This window comes from Ruegeria sp. BHSA123 (assembly GCF_059613425.1).
This window is the reverse complement of sequence record NZ_JBXWSL010000001.1, coordinates 37350-59146: the sequence shown is the minus strand read 5'-3', so window position 1 is coordinate 59146 and position 21797 is coordinate 37350. Positions and strand designations below refer to the sequence as shown.

Genomic DNA, 21797 nt, shown 5'->3' with positions numbered 1-21797 from the left:
CCCTTGCGATACGCAAAAGGACAAAAAATGCTGGAAATCAAAAACCTGCACGTACAGCTTGAAGAAGAAGACAAGCAGATCCTCAAAGGTGTGGACCTGACGGTCGAGGCTGGCAAGGTACACGCGATCATGGGTCCAAACGGGTCGGGCAAATCGACCCTCAGCTATGTTCTGTCGGGGCGCGACGGGTACGAAGTGACCGAAGGTTCGGCCACTCTGGACGGTCAGAACCTGCTGGAGATGGAACCGGAAGAGCGCGCGGCAGCAGGTGTTTTCCTGGCCTTCCAATACCCGGTTGAAATCCCCGGCGTTGGCAACATGACGTTCCTGCGCACCGCGGTAAACGCGCAGCGCAAGGCCCGTGGAGAAGAGGAACTGTCTGCCGCAGACTTTCTGAAAGAGGTGCGTGCCAAGGCAAAGACGCTAAAGATCGACGCGGATATGCTCAAGCGCCCGGTCAATGTTGGTTTTTCGGGCGGTGAGAAAAAGCGCAACGAAATTTTGCAGATGGCCATGCTTGAACCCAAGATGTGCATCATGGACGAAACCGACTCGGGCCTTGATGTGGACGCGATGAAACTGGTGGCCGAAGGTGTGAATGCCCTGCGGGACGAAGGCCGTGGGTTCCTGGTGATCACGCATTATCAGCGCCTGCTGGATCACATCAAACCGGATGTTGTGCATATCATGGCCAATGGTCGCATCGTTAAGACGGGCGGACCTGAACTGGCGCTTGAGGTTGAAAACAACGGTTATGCCGACATTCTGGCCGAGGTGAACTGATGGCTTTGCCGCAAGCGAAACAATCCGCAACCGAGGCGCGTCTGGCTACGTTGATCATGCCCGATGCGGGCTGCACCCGTGGTGCACGCGAAGACGCTTTGGCGCGTGTTCTGGAATCCGGCCTGCCGGGGCGCCGGGATGAGTATTGGAAATACACTCAACCCGATAGTCTGATTTCTGCCGAGGCTTTGCCTGCGGCGGTGTTTATCAATGATGAACCGGTGCTTTTCAACGACCTTGACCGTTTGAAAATTGTTTTTGTCGACGGGGTGTTCAGCGCCGAGGAATCCGATGACCTGTCGCTGGACGGTGTCAAGATCGACCGGATTGAAGACATCTGCTGCAAAGACATTCATTGGGCAAAAGACCTGTATGGCGTTCTGGAAGCGCGCGGCCAGTCCCCGGTTCAACGCCCGTTGGCTGCATTGAACACGGCTTTTGCGTCGGACGGCGTTGCCATTCACGTTACGGGCAAACCCTCCAAACCGATCAACCTGATCTATCGTCATGCCTCGCCGACATCCGACGCGATCCTGCATCACGTCATTCGCGTGGAAAGCGGGGCCGAGGTGACTATTCTTGAATCCGGCCCGGCGGCGTCGCGTTTCAACAAATGTACAGAGATTGAAATTGCCGACAAGGGGACGCTGCATCATGTGCGGGCGCAGGGCAGGGACCACGAACGTCGCGCCGCGACCCATATGTTCACGCGTTTGGGGGCAGAATCGGTCTACAAGTCCTTCACCTTGACGGCGAATGGGGTGCTGACCCGTAACGAACAGGTCGTTGAACTGACAGGCGACAATGCGGTGGCGCATGTGGCCGGGGCCTGTGTTGGGGATGGTGATTTCCACCATGATGACACGGTGTTTATCACCCATGACGCGGTGAATTGCGAAAGCCGTCAGGTCTTTAAGAAAGTGCTTCGCAACGGTGCGACCGGAGTGTTTCAGGGCAAGATCCTTGTAAAGCAAGGGGCCCAGAAAACCGATGGTTACCAAATCAGTCAATCGCTGCTTTTAGATGATGACAGCCAGTTCCTCGCTAAACCGGAACTTGAGATCTACGCCGATGACGTGGCGTGTTCCCATGGCTCAACCTCGGGTGCGATTGACGATACGGCGTTGTTCTATCTTCGGTCACGGGGTGTACCGGTCAAGGACGCGACCAACATGTTGACGCTGGCATTCCTGGCCGAAGCAGTGGACGAGATCGAAGACAGCACATTAGCAGATGAAATCTTAAGCCGTCTGGAAGGGTGGCTGGCGCGCCGAAGCTGATGGCCCTGTCGTCAGATATCCTGGCAACGTACAAGGGGCCGGGGCGCGTGGTGCGCAGGCTTCTGGATATGGGTCAACGAGAAGACCGTGCGCTGATCTTTGTCATGGCGTTTTGTGTGGTGGCATTCATCGCCCAGATGCCTGGCCTTGCGCGCAAAGCGCATCTGGAAGGCGTTGAGCTGAACATGCTTTTGGGTGGTGCTCTGCTCGGATCCGTGTTCATTCTGCCCTTGGTCTTTTACACGCTGGCACTGGTGTCTCATTGGGCGGCGCGCTTGTTTGGCGGTCAGGGAAGCGCTTATGGTGCGCGCCTGGCGCTGTTCTGGGCGCTGTTGTCGTCTGCACCGCTGGTTCTGCTGAACGGCCTTGTCGCCGGGTTTATCGGACCAGGGCCTACATTGACGATTGTGGGTCTTGTCTGGGTTGCTGTTTTTGTCTGGTTCTGGGTATCCGGTCTCAGACAAGTGCAAAGGTCCGTCGCATGAATTCGAGTTTTCTGGGAAATATGGCTGTCCTGACGATCAGGAACCCGGCCGAAGCGGCGCGACGGCTGATGGCGCTCAAGCTGGGGCGAGAAGTGCTTTGGCTGGCATTTGCACTGGCGGTCGTTTTGAACTGCGTTGTCCAATTGGGAATAGGTTTGTCAATAACAATGGCGGCAGGCCAACCCTCTCCGGCGCTCGAAAGCATTCCCATGGTTTTGGTGCGCTCGGCTGGGGCCATGATGCTGAGCATCGTCGCATTCCTGCTGGTCGGGCGAATGCTTGGAGGTCTGGCGAAGTTCGATGATCTGATGGTTTTGACGATCTGGCTGCAATTCCTGCAAATAGCCGCCTTGGTCGTGACGCTGATCTTGAGCCTGACCCTACCGTTCCTGATGATGATGTCATTGTTGGCGACAGCAATCCTGAGCCTTTACGTCACGCTTCATTTTCTGAACGAAGCGCATCAACTCGGGTCGCTCTGGAAATCCTTTGCGGTAATTGTGTTGTCAGCCCTTGTCGCCATCCCCTTCGTTCTGTTTCTAAGCCCAACCGGGCCCGTCTAGGAATACCTCTCTTATGTATGATGTGCAGAAAATCCGCTCTGACTTTCCGATCTTGTCGCGTCAGGTGAATGGCAAGCCTTTGACGTATCTCGACAATGGTGCTTCGGCTCAGAAACCTCAGGTGGTCATTGACGCGGTGACGCGGGCCTATGCCGAGGAGTATTCGAATGTCCATCGTGGCCTGCATTTCCTGTCCAATCTTGCGACAGAGAAATACGAGGCCGTTCGTGGCACGATCGCGCGGTTTCTGGGGGCATCGAACGAGAATGAGATCGTCCTGAACTCTGGTACGACCGAAGGGATCAACCTGGTCGCTTATGGCTGGGCTATGCCGCGACTTGAAGCGGGCGATGAGATTGTTCTGAGTGTGATGGAGCACCATGCAAACATCGTACCCTGGCATTTCCTGCGCGAACGACAGGGCGTCGTGCTGAAATGGGTCGATGTCGACGCAGAGGGCGGGCTTGACCCGCAGGCGGTAATCGATGCAATCGGACCGAAAACCAAGCTGGTTGCAGTGACACACTGCTCGAACGTGCTGGGTACGGTTGTAGATGTGAAAGCCATAACTGATGGTGCCCACGCCAAGGGCGTCCCGGTTCTGGTTGATGGCAGTCAGGGTGCCGTTCACATGCCGGTAAATGTCGAAGAAATAGGGTGCGATTTCTACGCGATCACAGGCCACAAGCTTTATGGGCCGTCAGGGTCAGGTGCGATTTACATCAAATCCAAACGCATGGCCGAAATGCGCCCCTTTATCGGTGGCGGCGACATGATCAAAGAGGTCAGCAAGGATCAGATCATCTATAATGACCCGCCAATGAAGTTCGAGGCCGGCACGCCGGGGATCGTACAGACCATCGGTCTTGGCGTGGCGCTGGAGTATATGATGGACCTGGGGATGGAAAACATCGCAGCTCATGAATCCAGCTTGCGCGATTACGCGATGCAACGTCTGACTGGGCTGAACTGGTTGCAGGTTCAAGGCACTCGCCCGGACAAGGCCGCGATTTTCAGCTTTACGCTGGACGGTGCTGGCCATGCTCACGACGTCTCAACCATTCTCGACAAGAAAGGTGTAGCGGTTCGCGCCGGTCACCACTGTGCCGGGCCGCTGATGGACCATCTGGGGGTGACTGCAACATGCCGCGCCAGCTTTGGTCTCTATAACACTACCGATGAAGTTGATACACTGATCGAAGCGCTTGAATTGGCGCATGATCTGTTTGCCTGATTTTGGTTTTGATAAGAGTGCGGCAATCGCGATTTGCAGTTGCACCCGGATTGGAACAAGGTTAGCTAACGGCCAAGGCACCTGTAGCTCAGCTGGATAGAGCGCTGCCCTCCGAAGGCAGAGGCCAGAGGTTCGAATCCTCTCAGGTGCGCCACCCTGTATTCAACGTCGGATTGAATTCGGAAGCCCTGAACAGTGGGCTTGTCATTTGGCTTGCTTAGCGCATTGATTGTGCAGTCATTGCAACGGCTCGCAAGCTAATAATCATAGCTGAGTTGCAGTGCTTGAGGGAGAGATATTCTGTCAGGTGCCGAGAATAGCAAATTAGCAGACTTGGCGGCTCTGCCGCCAATCGCTACGACTACGAGAAAACCGACCGGAAGATACAGTCAGTATAAGTTCTGAACAGGCCAAAAGCGTCCGGGTGTTACCCGCGCCAGGTGCGAACCACGCCACAATCCATGTGTACGAAGTTCGATCCATAATACTGACCAACTCCGCCTGCGCGGCACGACATCGCTGCCTTGGCCATCTGTGAAACCGAGCGGGAGGCAAGGCGCAGATCAGCTGCTTGCCCTTCCATATGAAGCGAATTGCGCGCCACACGGCGCGACCGGGAGCGCAGCATTGCGTTGGTCTGAGGAGAGCGATAGCCGGACAACAGCATATAGGGTTCGTTGACATCCAGCAGGTTGTGTGATGCCGCCATGATATCAATCGTGCGCAAATCGATGGATTTTACCTGATCTGTGCGCCAATCACGCATGAAGTTGTTCACTTCTTTGACAGCGTCCTTGATATACTTACCATCGACCCAATAGATCATATCCAACCGTTCGCCAGTGCGACCGGAATACATACGAATGCGACGAATATCGCCGCCACCGCGTAAAAAGCCTGCTGCGTTGGAGTAGGTGGGTGCTGCTACGACTGCCGTTGCTGCAAACGCTCCCAATAGGGCACGCCGGGTCAAGCCCGAGGAACTGCTCTCTGTCATTTTAGTTTCGTCCCGTACTGTTCCTGCCTGCACACGATGTTACGTGCACTGTCTTAATTATTCCCATCCCAGATGCGGAATGTATGGCACAATCGGAATCGACGGCCAAGAAGTGTTTCAATTGCACCTTTTCAAGGGGGAATTTTCGGCAGTTTTTTGCGCATATGTCACAGCGAATCACGAAAACTTCGCAGTTGTGGGCTTTGGGTCACCCTGCCGATGCAAACGCGCATCAGGCCCACGAAGAAGCGAATTGGTAAGAACTTCGTGAGTGGACAAGCGTTCTGGCGCGACTGCATAATCGTGCGACGTATCAATCACCAGTTCAAGCTATTGAATTTCAAGGCCATCCTATGCTTTCCGTTCTCCGCACCAGTACCAGCATCCTGTTTGCCGCGTGTTTCGTGGCTACTGCATCTGTCGCCAATACGTCGTCCGAAGCCGCGCCAGGGACTGCGTTTCAGATGGCGATTGCTGAACATACGCCGCAGGCGCCGCAATTGGTCGAATTCTACCGGGCGAACGGGTTTTCGCCAGTTTGGGTGGGTGATACGACCGAACACACACGGCGCCGGGCGGCGCTGATCAATGCGCTTACGAATGCGCATCTGCATGGCCTGCCACAGGCCGAGCCGACTGTTGCCGCCGTGATGGAGAAGATGGAAAAGGCCCGTTCGGTGCGCGATCTCGGTGCTGTTGAAGCAGAGCTGAGCAGTATCTTTGTCGAATACGCCGACGCGCTTTACGCAGGCATAATCCGGCCCAGCAGTGTCGATGAGGGTCTGGTTCGGTCAGTAGATCGTCGCAGCGCGGCCGAGCATTTGCAGGGAATAAACACTCAGGGCGCGGCCTACTTTGCAGCCCTGTCACCGCATACACATCAATACCGAGCGCTGATGAAGCAGAAGCTGGTTCTGGAAAAACTGGTGTTCCAGGGCGGATGGGGGCCAACAGTGCCCGAAAACAAGCTGGAATACGGTGATACCGGACCGAATGTCGTCAAGTTGCGCGACCGTCTGGTGGTGATGGGTTACATGAAACCATCCGCCAGCCCGTCTTTCGACAACGCGTTGTTGGAAAGTGTACGCACCTTTCAAACAGCGCATGGGCTTGAACCCGATGGCGTGGCGGGCAAGGGGACGATTGCCGAGATTAACCGTCCAGCCACAGACCGGTTGAAAGCCGTTTACGTTGCGTTGGAACGCGAACGCTGGCTGCCTCGGGAACGCGGTACGCGTCATATCCTTGTGAACCAAGCCGATTTCTCAGCCAAGATCATGGACGACGGGCAAGTCACTTTTGAAACCCGCGCAGTCATCGGGAAAAATGCTCATGATCGCAGAAGTCCGGAGTTTTCGGATGAGATGGAGCATATGGTGATTAACCCAAGTTGGCATGTTCCCCGCTCGATCGTGACCAAGGAATACCTGCCGAAGCTGCAATCAAACCCGAATGCCGTGGGCCATATTCTGATAACTGACAGAAGCGGCAGGCAAGTCGATCGGAGTGCGGTGGACTTTACCCAGTTTACGACCAGAAATTTTCCTTTCGCAATGCGCCAACCGCCCAGCCAAAGCAATGCGCTGGGTCTGGTGAAGTTCATGTTTCCCAATAAGCACAACATCTATCTGCATGATACTCCACAGAAAAACCTGTTCTCGCGTGAGGTTCGGGCCTTTTCACATGGGTGTATCCGCTTGGCCCAGCCCTTTGAATTTGCTTACGCCTTGCTGGCCAAACAGGAGGAAGATCCAAAGGCATTCTTCCATCGCGTTCTGAACACCGGAAAAGAAACCAAAGTCAATCTGGAGCAGAAAGTTCCGGTGCATCTGATTTATCGTACGGCCTATATCGGGCCCAAAGGCGAAGTGCAGTATCGCCGCGATGTTTATGGGCGGGACGGCAAGATTTGGGAAGCCTTGCAAAAGGCAGGGGTGGCCCTGCCGGACGTTCAGGGGTAAGCACAGGGCAAATCCTGCCAAAAGGAAGCCCGCCATGCAGTTTACCATACAACAGATCGCCGAGTCTCTGGGGGCAGAATGTCAGGGCGATGGCGGCCTGACGATCGTGCGCGCCGCCGAACCGGGCGACGCAGGTCCGACAGATTTGGCGATGGCTATGTCTCCGAAATATGCCGAGGCGCTTGCCAACGGAGCCGCACGTGCGGCTGTCCTTTGGGAAGGGGCCGACTGGCAGGCGATGGGACTGCGTGCCGCGATCTTTGTCAAACGTCCCCGCATGGCCATGGCTGGCATCACGGCCATGCTGGATCGGGGGCAGGGAGTTGAACCCGGGATTCACCCCTCGGCCGTGATCGACCCGACCGCTGAAATCGGTCGGGATGTGGCGATTGGTCCGTTGGTTGTTGTGGGCGCGCGCGCCCGGATCGGCGCAGGCTCTGTCATAGGGGCACAGTGCGTGGTGGGAATGGACGCCATATTGGGCGACCAGGCGGTGTTGCGCGAAATGGTCAGCATTGGCGCACGGGCGCGGATCGGAGATCGCTTTATCGCGCAACCCGGTGCCCGGATCGGAGGGGACGGGTTTAGCTTCGTAACACCCGAAGTCTCGGGCGTCGAAAATGTACGCAAGACAATGGGCGATCAGGGTGAGGCCAAAGCACAGAGCTGGCTGCGCATTCATTCGTTGGGTGCGGTGGAAATCGGTGATGACGTCGAAGTCGGCGCGAATTGTACAATCGATAATGGCACGATCCGAAACACTTGTATCGGCAACGGATCCAAGTTGGATAATCTGGTCCATGTCGGGCACAACACTCGCGTCGGTCAGGACTGCCTGCTGTGCGGTCAGACTGGTGTGTCGGGATCGGTTGAGATCGGAAACAACGTGGTTCTGGGCGGTCAGACCGGCGTTGTCGACAACATATTCATCGGGGACGGGGTTATTGCCGGAGGCGGCACCAAGATACTGTCCAATGTTCCCGCCGGCCGCGTGATCATGGGGTATCCGGGCGTCAAAATGGAAACGCATACGGATATCTACAAGGCGCAACGACGCTTGCCCCGCATGGCCCGCGACGTCGAGGCACTCAAAAAGGCTGTTTTCAAACAGACCCCGAGCGATTAAATCAACCTCAAACTGATAATCAGGGGATCGACATGAGCATCAGCGACCGCGTCATCGCGATCATTGCAGAGCAGGCCGTTCTGGAGCCATCGGATGTAACGCCCGAAAGCACGCTGGAAGATCTGGGTATCGACAGCCTTGGACTGGTCGAAAGCATATTTGCCATCGAGGAAGAGTTCGACATTTCGATTCCTTTCAATGCCAACGAACCCGAGGCCAGTGATTTTGATATCTCGAATGTGGCTGCGATCATCTCTGGGATCGAAAAGCTTGTGTCGGAAAAGGTCTGACAAACGCTCATGAAACGCGTTGTCATAACCGGAGCGGGTACGATCAATTCGCTGGGCCATTCGGTCCCTGACACGCTGGAAGCCATGCGCGAAGGTCGTTGTGGTATTTCGGATCTGGAATTTCGGGATGTCGACCGGTTGGCCATCAAGATCGGCGGACAGGTCCGGGGGTTCGAGGCAGAAGGGCGGTTCAACCGACAGCAGATGTCGCTGTACGACCGCTTCACCCAATTCACCCTGACGGCAGCCAAAGAGGCGATTGAGCAGTCGGGTATCGAGTTTCATGGCGAACTTGCAGCCAGATCAGGTGTTGTTCTGGGGACTGCGGGCGGTGGTGTTTCGACTTGGGATGACAATTACCGTTCGGTTTATGAGGATGGAAAAAACAGGGTACATCCCTTTGTCGTTCCAAAACTCATGAACAATGCTGCCGCAAGCCACGTTTCCATGGAACACAACCTGAAGGGCCCAAGTTTCACGGTCTCGACAGCATGTGCGTCGTCAAATCATGCGATGGCTCAGGCTTTTCAGATGGTGCGTAGTGGCGCGGCTCCGGTCATGGTAACGGGGGGCTCGGAATCCATGCTGTGTTTCGGCGGTGTCAAAGCCTGGGAAGGGTTGCGCGTGATGTCGAAAGACGCATGTCGCCCTTTCAGTGCCAACCGCAACGGAATGGTGCAGGGTGAAGGGGCAGGTGTCTTTGTTTTTGAAGAATACGAACACGCCCGGGCCCGAGGTGCCGAAATTCTGTGCGAAGTTGTCGGCTTTGCCATGTCATCGGATGCCTCGGACATTGTGATGCCCAGCAAACAAGGGGCCGCGCGTGCCATGGCTGGTGCTTTGGCCGATGCGAAGCTGAACGCAAAAGATGTGGGCTATATCAACGCTCATGGCACCGGAACGGCTGCAAATGACAAAACCGAATGCGCAGCTGTGGCCGACGTATTTGGCCCACACGCCGACGATCTGATGATCTCGTCCACGAAATCCATGCACGGTCATCTGATTGGCGGGACCGGCGCGGTTGAGCTGCTGGCCTGTATCATGGCGCTGCGGGACGGTGTCATTGCACCGACGATCGGATATGAGGAACCGGACCCGGAATGCGCGTTGGACGTCGTACCGAACGAAGCGCGCGAGGCAAAGGTCGACGTCGCTCTCAGCAACGCATTCGCCTTTGGTGGGTTAAATGCCGTACTGGCCCTGAAGCGGGTTTAGTGAAAAAGCCGCCGTTACTAATACGGCGGCTTCCACGGATGTTTTTTTCTTAGTTTGTGTTGACGTTCAGAGCGTCAAAGCCCGATGTGAAGCCGGAGAGCGACATGTCCATTTCAAGAACCTGATCCGGGAAACGGGCTGGAACCAGCGAAAACGTCGCTTTAGTGCCAGCTTTCATCGCATCGATATCCCCTTGGCTAAGACCTAATTGCGCGATGCAGCCCACGGGAACGCATTGGTGATAGTTGTACAATTTACGCGGAGCGCCATCGATTGACAGGGCCAGTTGCGCTTGCAGCAGTGTTTCCAGGGGTACGATGACGTTTGCCCAAGCAACGGCGGCACCACCTTCCGGCAGTTTCCCGATCGATACTTCTGCGATCGGATCACCATTGTTGCCTTCCAGAACCTGAACGATGGCACAAGGATCCTCGCCTTCCTGTGCCTTGATACAGGATACGTCCCAATCGCCGAATTCTTCCTTTACGAACTGTTCTCCGACCCGGGGTCCTTCCTGACCTAGGTCCAGACCAGCGTCTGGCGCGGTTGTGGTTGTGTCTTGTGCATACGCTGCTCCGGACAGCAGAACGGCGGCGACCGTGTTGAACGAAAGGATTTTCTTGAACATGAATGCCTCGGGTTGATGATTGATCTTTTTGCTTCGTTTAACACTCTTCTGAACCAGTGTCAGGCACTAACAGAACAGCCTTTGCGAAGGTGAACGGATTCTTGCCTGAGGGCTGGAACCGCACCTTCGGAGATTAGAAAAAGGGAGCTGTTCGACCAGCTCCCTTCCCCATAAGTTTCTCCCCGTCGGACTGGCCGACTTATTTATGCGCAAACCCTACGTAAGGGGCGCACACGGGTCAACAGCTATCCTCAATTTTTAATCTATGCGCCAGAATAATAATCCAGTGGCCGAACCAAAAGGGCCGTGCCAGCAGGCACGGCCAGTCGACAGGGAGGAAGTCTGCCCCGCAATGCAAGGCAAATAGACTATCGCAGTCAAAGGTTAACTTTGTATGCTGGCGGCGGATCGGTGAACAATAAGGCAATGTTAATGGGCACGAATATCTTTTTGGGCGGTGGCGGTGAAAACTATGGCCAGCCGCAGGAACTGGCGTTGAAATATGCGAACCGCCATGGGTTGATTGCCGGGGCAACTGGTACCGGCAAGACTGTGACATTGCAGATTCTTGCAGAAGGGTTTTCTCAGGCGGGTGTCCCAGTTTTCCTCTCGGATGTGAAAGGGGACCTGTCTGGGCTGGCCCTTCCGGGCAGCGAGACGCACAAACTGCATCAGGCGTTCCAAGACCGGGCTGGTCGGATCGGGTTCGATGATTTTGCCTATTCTGCCTGCCCAGTGACATTCTGGGATCTGTTTGGCCAACAGGGCCATCCCGTGCGCACGACAGTGACGGAAATGGGCCCGCTGTTACTATCGCGGTTACTGGAGTTGAGTGAGGCGCAGGAAGGTATCCTGAATATCGCATTCCGCGTGGCCGACGAAGAAGGGATGCCGTTGCTGGACCTTAAGGACCTACAGGCGCTGCTGGTCTGGATCGGAGAGAATCGGGCGCAACTGTCATTGCGATACGGCAATGTATCTACATCCTCGATCGGTGCGATTCAGCGACGTCTGCTGGTCCTCGAGAATCAGGGCGGTACAAAGCTGTTTGGAGAACCGGCGCTGGATCTGGCCGATCTGATGCGAACAGACGAAAACGGGCAGGGGATGGTGAACATTCTGGCGTCAGACCAACTGATGGCCGCCCCAAGACTTTATGCAACGTTTCTGTTATGGCTGTTGAGTGAACTGTTCGAAGAGCTGCCAGAGGTCGGAGACCCTGAAAAACCAAAGCTGGTGTTCTTTTTTGATGAGGCCCATCTGCTGTTTGACGATGCGCCAAAGGTACTGGTGGACAAGGTCGAACAGGTCGCCCGCCTGATCCGTTCAAAGGGGGTGGGGGTATACTTCATTACTCAGAGTCCCGCCGATATCCCGGAAGATATTCTTGGACAGCTGGGCAACCGTATTCAGCACGCATTAAGGGCATTCACGGCGCGGGACCGAAAGAACCTGAGGCTGGCCGCTGAAACCTATCGCGAGAATCCGACTTTTGACACGGAAACGGCAATTCGCGAAGTCGGCGTGGGGGAAGCCGTTACTTCCATGCTGCAAAAGAAAGGTGTTCCGGGCGTGGTCGAGCGCACGCTTATTCGCCCGCCGGGATCTCAGCTGGGGCCAATTTCAGATGCCGAACGCCGGGACATTCTAGCAGTTTCCCCAATGGCGGGGAAATACGACAAGAACATAGATCGAAAATCTGCCTTCGAGATTCTTCAGGCGCGGGCCCAAGCTGCGGCCAATGCCGCAGAACTGGCCGAATCCGACGAAGTTTTTGAAGCGCAATCGCCGATCGAACGCGAATACTCTTCGGCCCGCAGATATTCGGGCAGCCGGGTTGGCCGGTCCTCATCCCGGGTTGAGCGCAAGCAGGACACCTTTGCCACAGCGATGACCGAAGCGGTGATCAAAGAGCTTAAAGGCACTACCGGGCGCCGGATCGTGCGCGGTATCCTCGGCGGTTTGTTCCGCAACAGGTAAGAACGCAGCGCCCGTTGGGGGCGCTGTCGCGTTTACTTCAGTCGGCGTTGGCCTTCCTGACGGCAATAGGCGTCAGCCTCGGGGACAGACATCTTTGTGGCTGGGAAGTCGATTGCGCGGTCCCAGGTCACACGATCCTGACGATAGAGCTGGCAGGTCACAACACCTTTAGGAGTCTGTACCTTGACCGGCGTCGTCTCAAGATCTTCGGGGCTGGGAACGCATGCGGATACTACAACCGCAATAGCCGGAAACAGAATGAGTGATTTCAGATGTGGTGCTTTCATTTTCTACTCTTGTCTACTCGTCTTGTTGATCGATTGAAACGGCATAGGCGAGGGTGAGTGCCAGCAACCTGCCGCAAATCAAAAACACTGTGGTGGGTTCGTTTATTCAGAAAAACCTTAAGAATCAAGAAACCGCGCCAGATTAGTGGCGCGGTTTTGTGTATTGGAACGTGGCGTCGGTCTATTTCTCGGGGATCAGACCCCTTGGGCTGAATCTGAGAACAATCAACAGGATCAGGCCCATCGTGAAAAGGCGCATATGTGCGGCACTATCAATAAGATGTGACTTCAGCGCGCTGCCATCCGGCAAGCCTGCGGTGATCACACTCATCAACCACAAGCCAATCGGCTCGACCTGAACCCACAAGAACCAAATCAGGAACGCGCCCAGAACGGCTCCGAAGTTGTTGCCCGAACCGCCAACGATCACCATGACCCAAACCAGGAAGGTAAAGCGCAACGGATTGTAGGTGCCCGGTGTCAGCTGTCCGTCCAGGGTGGTCATCATCGCGCCAGCGATGCCGCAAATGGCCGACCCTAATACGAAAATCTGCAAGTGGCGACGGGTGACGTCCTTGCCCATCGCTTCGGCTGCAACTTCATTGTCGCGGATTGCGCGCATCATGCGGCCCCACGGGCTTTTCAGCGCCATCTGCGCCATCCACAGCAGCGCCAGAAGAACCAGCATGAACAGCAGCGAATACCCAAGTTTCACCGAAAGGGTGGATGCAGTGACCGGATCCAGCCCCAGCCATTCGGCGCGGGCAAGAAAAGCCGGATCTTGCTGCAAGTCAACTTCATACCCGACAACCGGCGAGGGGCGCGGGATGCCATAGACGTTCTTCACGCCGCGGGCCAGCCAGTCCTCGTTCTTCATGACGGCGATGATAATCTCGGCGATACCCAGCGTGGCAATCGCCAGATAATCTGACCGCAGCCCAAGCGCGGTTTTGCCAATCAGCCATGCCGCCCCGGCAGCCAGCAGACCTCCGGCAGGCCAGGCCAGCAGAACGGGCAGGTTCAGTCCACCGATGTTACCGGCAATCGCCGGGTCAATGGCTTCAACTGCGGCAACATTGGGGTCGAACACGGCCCGGTAGAGGAAAAAGCCGACGATAAGGACAGTGATTATTGTCAGCGTCTGCACCCGGCCTTTGGGCATTCTCGTTGCCACCAGTACGGCTGCAACAACAGTGGCAGCCCCCAGTAGCAAAGACAGAACGATACCATAACCGCCTGCGCCCCAGGCACCCGGGGTAGGCGCTGTTGATACTAGCACCACGGCCAGACCGCCCAGCGCGACGAAGCCCATGACCCCCACGTTGAACAGGCCCGCAAAGCCCCATTGCAGGTTCACACCGATCGCCATGATGGCCGAGATCAGCCCCATGTTCAGAATCAGAACGGCGGTGTTCCAGCTTTGCGTGAAACCGGTCAGCAGAATGAGGCTGCCAACAGCTATGAAAAGCAGAGTGTTTTTGACAGATTCGGTCATACTGCTTTTCCCTTGAACAGGCCCGTGGGCTTAAACAGAAGCACGATCAGCAGGATGACAAAGCTGACAGCGAACTTGTAATCGGTGGACAGGAGCTGAACCAATCCGGACGGCTCCAGGTTTTCGGGGGCCACATAGGTCAGTACTTTTTTCCAGGCATAGGTGATCGTCACCTCGGAAAACGCGATGATGAACCCGCCGGCAATCGCGCCCAGCGGGTTGCCCAGCCCCCCCACGATTGCTGAAGCGAAAATCGGCAGCAGAAGCTGGAAATAGACGAAGGGTTTAAAGCTTTTGTCCAACCCGTAAAGAACACCCGCTGTGGTCGCCAAGGCGGCTACGATGATCCAGGTGATCATCACAACACGTTCAGGGTTGATGCCGGACAAAAGCGCCAGATCCTCGTTGTCGGAATAGGCGCGCATCGACTTTCCGGTTCGTGTTTTGTTGAGGAACCAGAACAGTAAGGCCACGGCAATAACGGCCACTATCAGGGTGATCCCTTGCGAGGTCTTGATGGCCAGACCCTCCTGAAGGCCCGTCATGGACTTGAAGTCCCGCGCGGATATCAAGAATCTTGCACCGTCCGAGAACTTTTGATCATCCGGCCCGATGATAAAGCGCACCAGACCGTTCATGATGAACATTACACCCATTGAAACGATCACAAGGATAACCGGCTTGGCCTTTTGTTCGCGGTAAAAGCGGTAGACCAGTCTGTCTGTAACCAACACCAGCATGATGCAGCCAAGGATAGCAAAGGGCAGGGCGAGTAGGGCAGTCGGCAACGGCCCAAAGCTGACACCAGCGGCCTGTAAGCCCCAGGTGACAAGCACAGCGATCATCGCGCCAAAGGCCATGGTGTCACCATGGGCAAAGTTCGAAAACCGCAGGATGCCGTAGATCAGGGTCACGCCAAGCGCCCCCAATGCCAACTGACTGCCATAGGCAATCGCAGGCACGATGACAAAGTTGGCAAGCGCAACAAGCGCGTTGAGTAAGTCCATTATTTCTTCTCACTGTCCGGGTGCGACCTTATGGCATAACGGTCTGCGCGGGCACAATGTTTTGCACGCGGTTTATCGTCATATTTTCCTGCTGGTAGCGAAAAAACCCTAGAAAAGCTTTCAAGAAGGACGGACTTTCCACATCAAGCCCGGCTCAGTCACGCACCGGTCAATTCCGGTGCGTGGTCGAGATGGTCGGAAGGGGCTCAGGCGTTTGTTTCAGTACAAGCGCCGCGATCAGTCCCCGCGTTGGGGCCTTTGACCGAAAGATCAAAGGTCATGTCGTCATAGTTCACAACAAAGGTCATGACCTCATCGCCCTGGATATAGACAAACGTCATGTTGCCAACGCCTTTGAAGACCATCGCGTCGCCAGAAACACTTGCGGTTTCGATGATGCCCTTGTCTCCTTCCGACGCCCGTTTGAGGCGCACTTCACTGCCGTCGCGGTCTGAGACGCAGACAAAGTGGCGCTCTTGCGCAATTGCAGCGTTCGTGCACAAAGTGGCGACGGCCACCCATATCAATTTTTTCATTTTTGGGTCCTGAATAAAGTTTTTCATTCAGAAGGTTCGCTTGATTTCTCGGAATCAGATTTGTTTGTCCGGGAAACCGTTTCCTTCACAGCGCCCGGCGCTAAACGCCCAATGTGACCGGATTGCAGCCGAGGCGTGGAAATCTTGGGATGGTTGTCGCGGTTGAAGACGGCCAGATACCGAGATCAACCAGCGTTTCCTTCTAAACTGGCGCCTTCGGTCGATTGCAGAAACAAGAAGGAAGTTCGAGGGTGTAAAAATGGCTTTGAAAAAGCCCACTAGTTCTGTTGCTCGCCTTGGCAAAAACCCTCAACGGCCTCTACTATCAACCTTTCGCGCCCAACAAGCGTCTCGCTTAGGATTGCAGTGCCAAGGTCGTAGCCGGGCTTATCAGCGTGGAAGATACCTTGGTAAATATCGAGCCTAGGGCTTCCGATGCCCACACCATAAGCAAATACTGACAAGATTGGGTCATGCGATATCCGAATATGTGTCCAATCACTGGCAGGGTAATCAGACCCATTTTCCTGCCAAACAATCCTGTCATCGAGCGCCGACAGGATGACCGTTCGTTGATTCTCGAACTCGCAACGGAAGATCACCCCATTTCTAGACTGCTTAGCTTGCGGTGCTAGGCTCTGAGCAAACACGATGCTGCCTAGCAGACATAAACAGAAAACGGCGAGTAGGCTGGTTTTCATAGGCCTCAACCGCCCAAGAAACTCTTCCGCACTTCCGGATCGGCCAGCAATTCCTTGCCCGTACCGGTATAGGCGTTTCGCCCCTGAACCAGCACATATCCCTTATCGGCAATCTCCAGCGCCTGGCGGGCGTTTTGTTCAACCATCAGGATCGGCAGGCCGGTGCGTGCGACCTCGATGATGCGGTCAAAAAGCTCATCCATCACGATGGGTGAGACACCTGCGGTGGGCTCGTCCAGCATCAGGACCTTGGGTTGCGTCATCAGCGCGCGACCCACGGCAACCTGTTGGCGCTGACCGCCAGACAGTTCGCCGGCAGGTTGGTTGCGTTTGTCACGCAGAATTGGGAACAGGTCATAGACCTGCTCCATCGTGTCCGAGAAATCGTCGTGCCGGATAAAGGCACCCATTTCCAGATTTTCCTCGACAGTCATCGAGGTAAAAATGTTCGATGTCTGAGGAACAAAGCCCATACCGCGGATTACGCGGTCTTGCGGGGTGAGGCTGGTGATATCCTCGCCGTCCAGGCGTACAGAGCCGGCGCGCACATCCAGCATCCCAAACACGGCCTTCATCGCCGTTGACTTGCCCGCACCGTTGGGGCCGACAATGACTGCGATCTCCCCCTTGTCCACGGCAATGGTGCAGTCGTGCAGGATGTCCGGGCCTTTGCCATAACCACCGGTCATGGTATCGCCGATCAGAAACGGGCCGCCTTCAACGCGATGAGTCGTCCCGCTTTTCCGATGGGCAGGCGTCATTGTTCCGATACCTTGCGTGTTGGTAATCGATGCGTCCTTGTTGCCCTTGTCGTCCTGATAGGGGTTGTCGCTCATGCCAGCGGTCATGTCTGGGCCTCCAGCTTGTCTTTGTTTTTGAGGCCGGTGCCTAGATAGGCTTCGATCACGTGCTCGTTTGCCTTGATCTCATCCAGAGTACCCTCGGCCAAAACCTTACCCTCGGCCATGCAGATGACCGGGTCGCAGATCTTGCCGATGAAATCCATGTCGTGCTCGATGACAACAAACGTATAACCACGCTCTTTGTTCAGGCGCAGGATCGTATCAGCGATGGTCATCAGCAGGGTGCGGTTCACGCCTGCTCCGACCTCGTCCAGAAATACGATCTTGGCGTCCACCATCATGGTACGACCAAGTTCCAGCAGTTTCTTTTGACCGCCCGAAACCTGACCGGCCTTGTGATCGGCCAGATGTTCGATGGTCAGAAACTCCAGCACCTCGTCTGCCTTGGCTTTCAGCGCGCGTTCTTCATCAGCGATGCGCTTGCGTCCGAACCAGGTATTCCACAGCGCCTCACCCGATTGCGCACCGGGCACCATCATCAGGTTTTCGCGGCAGGTCATCGACGAAAACTCATGCGCGATCTGGAAGGTGCGCAGCAAACCCTTGTGAAACAGCTCATGCGGAGGCAGGCCAGTGATATCTTCACCATCCATGACCACCTTGCCGCTGGTCGGAGGCAAAACACCGGCGATCACATTGAACAGAGTGGTTTTTCCGGCCCCGTTGGGCCCGATCAGGCCGGTGATCGACCCTTTTTGGATTTCCAGCGACGCCCCGTCCACCGCGTGAAACCCGCCGAAATGCTTATGCACGTCCTCGACGACGATCATGGTATCCCCTTGCCTTGACCCCGTGAAACGAGGTGCAGCCTTTTGTCATTGAAACAGCCCGGACACAAGGCCCGGGCTGTCTGATTTTATAGCTTGATATGCGGGATCAACGGAAGTTGACGGTCTTGTTTTCGCCGTCGGTCACTTCAATCTCGCGGTACGACCCTGCGCTTTCGCCGGGGCCGATCAACTCGACACCGGACGCGCCGACATAGTCGATGTCCTGACCGGCGGCCAGCAGTTCCAGACCTTTGGCCAGTTCACCCGGATAAATCTTTTCACCCGGTGCGTTGGCGACGTCCATTACTTTGCCCGCGTAATCTGCCGGGTTGGTCGAACCGGCGGCTTGCATGGCGAACATGAACAGCGCTGCCGCGTCATAGGATTCGGGCGAATAGGGCGACGAGCCGTCAAACCCGGCTGCTTCGGCCAGTGCAAAGTACTTTTCTGCACCTTCACCACCGGACCCGGCGATCTGACCGAACGAGCCGTTCAGGTCGGGGCCGACATTTGCGGGAAGCGAGTCACCGATCATGCCGCCGGGCAGACCAAAGGTGTCAAACGCACCGCTGTCCAGCGACGACTGGATGATGCCCAGACCACCCTGGTCCAGATAACCTGCGACAACCAGAATGTCGCCACCGGCCGAGGCCAGCGCGCCAACTTCAGCCGAATAGTCGGCCTTGCCGTCTTCGTGCGCCGTAACGATGGTCACTTCGCCGCCAACCGCTTCGAAGGACGTCTGGATCGCATCGGCCAGACCTTTGCCATAGTCGTTGTTGGTATAGGTCAGCGCGATCGAGTTGATGCCGCGATCCTTAAGGATATCAGCCATAACTTGACCTTCGCGCGCATCCGACGGCGCGGTGCGGAAGAACAGGCCATTGTCCTCCATGGTTGACAGGCCGGGCGAGGTCGCCGAAGGCGAGATCATGACCATGCCGTTAGGAATGGCAACGTTTTGCAGAATCGCGCCGGTTACACCCGAACAGTCGCCGCCGATGATGCCTGCAACACCGTCAGCGATCATACGCTCGCCGTTCGAGGTGGACAGACCGTTGTCGATACAGCCGGTATCGGCACGTACGCCAGCCACGCTGGCACCGTTCATGAACTTTCCGGATTCGTTGACTTCGGCGATTGCCAGCTCGGCACCCGATCCCATGGCGGGGGCAAGCGATTCAATCGGGCCGGTAAAGCCGATCAAAATCCCCAGTTTGACATCTTCGGCCATGGCTGCGCCGGCCAGCAATGCAGTTGCTGCAGTTGCAGTAAGCAGCTTTTTCATATGGTTACTCCCAGTTGTAAACGTATTCGTTCTGGCGACGACCCTAGGCAAGCTGTTCGGAAAAGAAAAGTCCTAACGCAAACGTGTTTTTTTCGTTTGAAATTCTATCTGTTTTGTTGGGACTCACCCCTGATTGTCACCGAAAGGGACCAGAATGCTCAGAACGGCGATGATTCTCTCTTTCTCACTGTGCGCCTTGAGTGCCGCGGCCCAGACGCTGTTGGTTTCAGCCGGGATTGTCCAACTGGAAGAAATGGTTGGCGGGCTAGAGACCCCATGGGCGGTTGGCATTTTGCCTGATGAGAGTTTCCTCGTCACGGAACGGGATGGAAGATTGCTGTATGTGCGAAATGGACAGCCGGTAGCTGTTTCAGGCGTTCCAAAGGTCGCGACTTTGGGGCAGGGAGGATTGTTGGACGTCACGATCTCACGCGATTTCAATCAAAGTCGAGAGGTCTTTCTGACTTTTGCAAAACCGCAAGGCGACGGTGCAGGAACTGCTGTTGCGGTTGCGCGCCTGTCCGAGACTGGCAAAAACCTTCAGAACCTTCGAGTAATTTTCGAGGCATCGCCAGGTGGTACAGGTGGTCGCCATTTTGGCAGCCGTGTGGTCGAAACGCCGGACGGGACATTATTCGTGACCTTGGGCGAACGGGGACAGGCGGAGAATGCACAGGATCGGTCCAATCCCATGGGCTCGGTCATTCGCATCAATCGCGATGGGACAGTTCCGGCGGATAACCCCTTTGTCGTGCAATCGAATATCGAACCCGAAATATGGTCTTACGGCCATCGAAATCCGCAGGGCGCGGATTTGGACGCGTTTGGCCGACTTTGGATCTCGGAACACGGGGCGCGGGGTGGCGATGAAATCAACCAACCCCGTGCAGGGCGGAATTATGGTTGGCCGGTTATTTCATATGGCACGCATTATTCGGGTGAAAAAATCGGCGACGGTACAGCTAAAGAAGGGCTGGAACAGCCAGTTTACTACTGGGATCCTTCCATAGCGCCGTCCGGTCTGCTGGTTTATTCCGGCAAGCTATGGCCGCAATGGAAGGGTGATATCTTCGTAGGGTCGTTGAAATTTGACTATATCGCACGGCTTCACGGTCAGCCGATGCACGAGGCCGAACAGATCAGAAGCCCTGAAACCGAGCGCGTCCGCGATATCGTCGAAGCGCCAGATGGGTCGATCTGGTTTATCTCGGTTGGGCGGGGGGCAGTTTACAGAATGGCTCCGGCGGAGTGACCTTACACCGATAGCCGCCCGCTCTGCGCGCCACGCTCGCGATACGGCGTGGTGTTGTAATGTGCACGGTAGCATTTCGAGAAATGGCTGGGCGAGGCAAAGCCGCATGCCAGGGCTACGTTGATGACGCTCATATCCGTTTGCATCAGCAGGTTCCGCGCTTTGTGCAAGCGAAGTTCCATATAGTACCGCTTGGGCGAGCGGCTGAGATAGCGCCGGAACAGACGCTCAAGCTGGCGAGTCGACATACCGACTTCCTTGGCCAGAATCGAAGGAGAGATCGGCTCTTCGATGTTCTTTTCCATCATGAGAATGACCTGACTCAGCTTGGGGTGCCGGACCCCAATCCGCGTCGGTGTCGACAGACGTTGCGTATCCTGATCTGTCCGGATTGACGAATAAATCATCTGGTCCGCCACCGCATTTGCCAAGTCTTCGCCAAAATCGTCTGCAATCAACTTGAGCATCAGATCGATAGACGAGGTCCCCCCAGCCGTTGTCATCCGACCGCCATCAATCTGAAAGACAGCTTTCGTCAACTCGACCTCATCGAATTCTTCGATGAAACTGTCTGAGTTTTCCCAATGTATCGTCGCCCGCTTGTTGTCCAGTAACCCGGCCTTGGCCAGGGTATAAGCAGCCGTGCACAAACCGCCGATACGCAATCCGCGCCGTGCCTCGCGTCGTAACCAGTTCAGAATGCGTTTGGTGGTGGCTGCCTGTACGTCAACGCCTCCGCAAATCAGAACGACATCGTCGCGCTGCAACTCCTCAAGATCACGGTCCAGCTTGAATTCGGTCCCGGCCGAACATGAAATCGAGTTTCCGCCTTCACCGGAAAGTGTCCATGTATAAAGCTGTTTGTCCGCCATGCGATTTGCGATGCGCAGACTGTCGAGCGCTGACGCAAAAGACAGCAGCGAAAAATTGTCCAACAGGACAAAAACGAAATGGCGGGGCGTGGCCCCAGCATTTTCGACCGTGACTGCTTGGCGTTGCACTTGCATGACAAAATGTCCTTAATTCTGCGCAGGAAAACCTGGTATCCCGCAG

At 55.8% G+C, this 21797-nt stretch carries 22 protein-coding genes and 1 tRNA gene; 12 read left to right on the top strand and 11 right to left on the bottom strand.

Features of this window, described 5'->3' with window-relative positions:
• Window positions 1–27: 27 nt before the first annotated feature.
• The 6 genes from sufC to AC2FNC_RS00300 all read left to right on the top strand — a co-directional run bounded on the left by sufC (window position 28) and on the right by AC2FNC_RS00300 (window position 4499).
• A complete protein-coding gene (gene sufC, locus AC2FNC_RS00325) occupies window positions 28–783 on the top strand; it encodes a Fe-S cluster assembly ATPase SufC (protein WP_480472823.1) in 756 nt (251 codons plus the stop codon).
• On the top strand, window positions 783–2063 hold the full coding sequence (gene sufD, locus AC2FNC_RS00320; RefSeq protein ID WP_496714248.1) for a Fe-S cluster assembly protein SufD: 1281 nt from the start codon (window positions 783–785) through the stop codon (window positions 2061–2063). The genes sufC and sufD overlap by 1 nt, the downstream gene beginning before the upstream one ends.
• The gene (locus AC2FNC_RS00315) at window positions 2063–2548 is read left to right on the top strand and encodes a YIP1 family protein (protein ID WP_480472819.1); all 486 of its coding nucleotides are present in this window, start codon (window positions 2063–2065) and stop codon (window positions 2546–2548) included. Before sufD ends, AC2FNC_RS00315 begins: the two co-directional genes overlap by 1 nt.
• Before the next feature lie 20 nt (window positions 2549–2568).
• Complete coding sequence (locus AC2FNC_RS00310) at window positions 2569–3111, top strand: YIP1 family protein (RefSeq protein ID WP_480472817.1); 543 nt, start codon at window positions 2569–2571, stop codon at window positions 3109–3111.
• 13 nt (window positions 3112–3124) lie between these two features.
• Window positions 3125–4345 (top strand): cysteine desulfurase, encoded by a 1221-nt coding sequence (locus AC2FNC_RS00305; RefSeq protein ID WP_480505150.1) that lies wholly within the window; start codon window positions 3125–3127, stop codon window positions 4343–4345.
• A gap of 77 nt (window positions 4346–4422) precedes the next feature.
• Window positions 4423–4499 (top strand) — tRNA-Arg (locus AC2FNC_RS00300).
• A gap of 273 nt (window positions 4500–4772) precedes the next feature.
• On the opposite strand, the gene mepK is transcribed toward AC2FNC_RS00300, so the two are convergent.
• The gene (gene mepK, locus AC2FNC_RS00295; RefSeq protein ID WP_480472813.1) at window positions 4773–5342 is read right to left on the bottom strand and encodes a peptidoglycan L,D-endopeptidase MepK; all 570 of its coding nucleotides are present in this window, start codon (window positions 5340–5342) and stop codon (window positions 4773–4775) included.
• 353 nt (window positions 5343–5695) lie between these two features.
• On the opposite strand from mepK, the gene AC2FNC_RS00290 reads away from it, so the two are divergent.
• The 4 genes from AC2FNC_RS00290 to AC2FNC_RS00275 are packed head-to-tail and all read left to right on the top strand — an operon-like array spanning window position 5696 to window position 9937.
• The gene (locus tag AC2FNC_RS00290) at window positions 5696–7303 is read left to right on the top strand and encodes a L,D-transpeptidase family protein (RefSeq protein ID WP_496714245.1); all 1608 of its coding nucleotides are present in this window, start codon (window positions 5696–5698) and stop codon (window positions 7301–7303) included.
• A gap of 34 nt (window positions 7304–7337) precedes the next feature.
• Window positions 7338–8429, top strand: coding sequence for a UDP-3-O-(3-hydroxymyristoyl)glucosamine N-acyltransferase (locus AC2FNC_RS00285; RefSeq protein WP_480472809.1), 1092 nt, complete (start codon window positions 7338–7340; stop codon window positions 8427–8429).
• Between the two features lie 32 nt (window positions 8430–8461).
• Window positions 8462–8719, top strand: a complete 258-nt coding sequence (locus AC2FNC_RS00280) for an acyl carrier protein (protein WP_480472807.1) — start codon at window positions 8462–8464, stop codon at window positions 8717–8719.
• 9 nt (window positions 8720–8728) lie between these two features.
• Entirely contained in the window at window positions 8729–9937 is a 1209-nt protein-coding gene (locus AC2FNC_RS00275; RefSeq protein ID WP_480472805.1) for a beta-ketoacyl-[acyl-carrier-protein] synthase family protein, read from the top strand.
• Window positions 9938–9986: 49 nt separating this feature from the next.
• Here the strand turns inward: AC2FNC_RS00275 and AC2FNC_RS00270 are convergent, their stop codons facing one another.
• The gene (locus AC2FNC_RS00270) at window positions 9987–10565 is read right to left on the bottom strand and encodes an invasion associated locus B family protein (RefSeq protein ID WP_480472803.1); all 579 of its coding nucleotides are present in this window, start codon (window positions 10563–10565) and stop codon (window positions 9987–9989) included.
• 432 nt (window positions 10566–10997) lie between these two features.
• On the opposite strand from AC2FNC_RS00270, the gene AC2FNC_RS00265 reads away from it, so the two are divergent.
• A complete protein-coding gene (locus AC2FNC_RS00265) occupies window positions 10998–12545 on the top strand; it encodes a helicase HerA-like domain-containing protein (protein ID WP_480517048.1) in 1548 nt (515 codons plus the stop codon).
• Window positions 12546–12577: 32 nt separating this feature from the next.
• Here AC2FNC_RS00265 and AC2FNC_RS00260 read toward each other — a convergent pair whose 3' ends face one another.
• From AC2FNC_RS00260 to AC2FNC_RS00225, 8 genes are all read right to left on the bottom strand, one after another.
• The gene (locus AC2FNC_RS00260; protein WP_480472799.1) at window positions 12578–12832 is read right to left on the bottom strand and encodes a hypothetical protein; all 255 of its coding nucleotides are present in this window, start codon (window positions 12830–12832) and stop codon (window positions 12578–12580) included.
• 181 nt (window positions 12833–13013) lie between these two features.
• A complete protein-coding gene (locus AC2FNC_RS00255; protein WP_480553521.1) occupies window positions 13014–14327 on the bottom strand; it encodes a branched-chain amino acid ABC transporter permease in 1314 nt (437 codons plus the stop codon).
• Window positions 14324–15334 carry a branched-chain amino acid ABC transporter permease gene (locus tag AC2FNC_RS00250; protein ID WP_480517044.1) on the bottom strand — a complete coding sequence of 337 codons (1011 nt, stop codon included), beginning with the start codon at window positions 15332–15334 and terminating at the stop codon, window positions 14324–14326. Before AC2FNC_RS00250 ends, AC2FNC_RS00255 begins: the two co-directional genes overlap by 4 nt.
• Window positions 15335–15540: 206 nt before the next feature.
• Complete coding sequence (locus AC2FNC_RS00245; protein WP_496714241.1) at window positions 15541–15870, bottom strand: hypothetical protein; 330 nt, start codon at window positions 15868–15870, stop codon at window positions 15541–15543.
• 278 nt (window positions 15871–16148) lie between these two features.
• Window positions 16149–16571 (bottom strand): hypothetical protein, encoded by a 423-nt coding sequence (locus tag AC2FNC_RS00240; RefSeq protein WP_496714239.1) that lies wholly within the window; start codon window positions 16569–16571, stop codon window positions 16149–16151.
• 5 nt (window positions 16572–16576) lie between these two features.
• Complete coding sequence (locus AC2FNC_RS00235) at window positions 16577–17407, bottom strand: ABC transporter ATP-binding protein (RefSeq protein ID WP_267366696.1); 831 nt, start codon at window positions 17405–17407, stop codon at window positions 16577–16579.
• Window positions 17408–17415: 8 nt separating this feature from the next.
• Window positions 17416–18204, bottom strand: a complete 789-nt coding sequence (locus AC2FNC_RS00230) for an ABC transporter ATP-binding protein (protein ID WP_209596275.1) — start codon at window positions 18202–18204, stop codon at window positions 17416–17418.
• Between the two features lie 106 nt (window positions 18205–18310).
• Window positions 18311–19492: an ABC transporter substrate-binding protein gene (locus tag AC2FNC_RS00225; RefSeq protein ID WP_209503916.1), complete on the bottom strand. Its 1182-nt coding sequence runs from the start codon at window positions 19490–19492 to the stop codon at window positions 18311–18313.
• 154 nt (window positions 19493–19646) lie between these two features.
• Here AC2FNC_RS00225 and AC2FNC_RS00220 point away from each other — a divergent pair, with 154 nt between their 5' ends.
• Window positions 19647–20744, top strand: a complete 1098-nt coding sequence (locus tag AC2FNC_RS00220; protein ID WP_496714237.1) for a PQQ-dependent sugar dehydrogenase — start codon at window positions 19647–19649, stop codon at window positions 20742–20744.
• 2 nt (window positions 20745–20746) lie between these two features.
• Here AC2FNC_RS00220 and AC2FNC_RS00215 read toward each other — a convergent pair whose 3' ends face one another.
• Entirely contained in the window at window positions 20747–21751 is a 1005-nt protein-coding gene (locus AC2FNC_RS00215; protein WP_480472786.1) for a GlxA family transcriptional regulator, read from the bottom strand.
• Between the last annotated feature and the right edge of the window lie 46 nt (window positions 21752–21797).

What these genes read in the sequence shown, in the direction of transcription:
- sufC (WP_480472823.1), top strand. Translation starts at nt 28, where the DNA reads ATGCTGGAAATCAAAAACCTGCACGTACAGCTTGAAGAAGAAGACAAG.
- sufD (WP_496714248.1), top strand. Translation starts at nt 783, where the DNA reads ATGGCTTTGCCGCAAGCGAAACAATCCGCAACCGAGGCGCGTCTGGCT.
- AC2FNC_RS00315 (WP_480472819.1), top strand. Translation starts at nt 2,063, where the DNA reads ATGGCCCTGTCGTCAGATATCCTGGCAACGTACAAGGGGCCGGGGCGC.
- AC2FNC_RS00310 (WP_480472817.1), top strand. Translation starts at nt 2,569, where the DNA reads ATGGCTGTCCTGACGATCAGGAACCCGGCCGAAGCGGCGCGACGGCTG.
- AC2FNC_RS00305 (WP_480505150.1), top strand. Translation starts at nt 3,125, where the DNA reads ATGTATGATGTGCAGAAAATCCGCTCTGACTTTCCGATCTTGTCGCGT.
- mepK (WP_480472813.1), bottom strand. Translation starts at nt 5,342, where the DNA reads ATGACAGAGAGCAGTTCCTCGGGCTTGACCCGGCGTGCCCTATTGGGA.
- AC2FNC_RS00290 (WP_496714245.1), top strand. Translation starts at nt 5,696, where the DNA reads ATGCTTTCCGTTCTCCGCACCAGTACCAGCATCCTGTTTGCCGCGTGT.
- AC2FNC_RS00285 (WP_480472809.1), top strand. Translation starts at nt 7,338, where the DNA reads ATGCAGTTTACCATACAACAGATCGCCGAGTCTCTGGGGGCAGAATGT.
- AC2FNC_RS00280 (WP_480472807.1), top strand. Translation starts at nt 8,462, where the DNA reads ATGAGCATCAGCGACCGCGTCATCGCGATCATTGCAGAGCAGGCCGTT.
- AC2FNC_RS00275 (WP_480472805.1), top strand. Translation starts at nt 8,729, where the DNA reads ATGAAACGCGTTGTCATAACCGGAGCGGGTACGATCAATTCGCTGGGC.
- AC2FNC_RS00270 (WP_480472803.1), bottom strand. Translation starts at nt 10,565, where the DNA reads ATGTTCAAGAAAATCCTTTCGTTCAACACGGTCGCCGCCGTTCTGCTG.
- AC2FNC_RS00265 (WP_480517048.1), top strand. Translation starts at nt 10,998, where the DNA reads ATGGGCACGAATATCTTTTTGGGCGGTGGCGGTGAAAACTATGGCCAG.
- AC2FNC_RS00260 (WP_480472799.1), bottom strand. Translation starts at nt 12,832, where the DNA reads ATGAAAGCACCACATCTGAAATCACTCATTCTGTTTCCGGCTATTGCG.
- AC2FNC_RS00255 (WP_480553521.1), bottom strand. Translation starts at nt 14,327, where the DNA reads ATGACCGAATCTGTCAAAAACACTCTGCTTTTCATAGCTGTTGGCAGC.
- AC2FNC_RS00250 (WP_480517044.1), bottom strand. Translation starts at nt 15,334, where the DNA reads ATGGACTTACTCAACGCGCTTGTTGCGCTTGCCAACTTTGTCATCGTG.
- AC2FNC_RS00245 (WP_496714241.1), bottom strand. Translation starts at nt 15,870, where the DNA reads ATGAAAAAATTGATATGGGTGGCCGTCGCCACTTTGTGCACGAACGCT.
- AC2FNC_RS00240 (WP_496714239.1), bottom strand. Translation starts at nt 16,571, where the DNA reads ATGAAAACCAGCCTACTCGCCGTTTTCTGTTTATGTCTGCTAGGCAGC.
- AC2FNC_RS00235 (WP_267366696.1), bottom strand. Translation starts at nt 17,407, where the DNA reads ATGAGCGACAACCCCTATCAGGACGACAAGGGCAACAAGGACGCATCG.
- AC2FNC_RS00230 (WP_209596275.1), bottom strand. Translation starts at nt 18,204, where the DNA reads ATGATCGTCGTCGAGGACGTGCATAAGCATTTCGGCGGGTTTCACGCG.
- AC2FNC_RS00225 (WP_209503916.1), bottom strand. Translation starts at nt 19,492, where the DNA reads ATGAAAAAGCTGCTTACTGCAACTGCAGCAACTGCATTGCTGGCCGGC.
- AC2FNC_RS00220 (WP_496714237.1), top strand. Translation starts at nt 19,647, where the DNA reads ATGCTCAGAACGGCGATGATTCTCTCTTTCTCACTGTGCGCCTTGAGT.
- AC2FNC_RS00215 (WP_480472786.1), bottom strand. Translation starts at nt 21,751, where the DNA reads ATGCAAGTGCAACGCCAAGCAGTCACGGTCGAAAATGCTGGGGCCACG.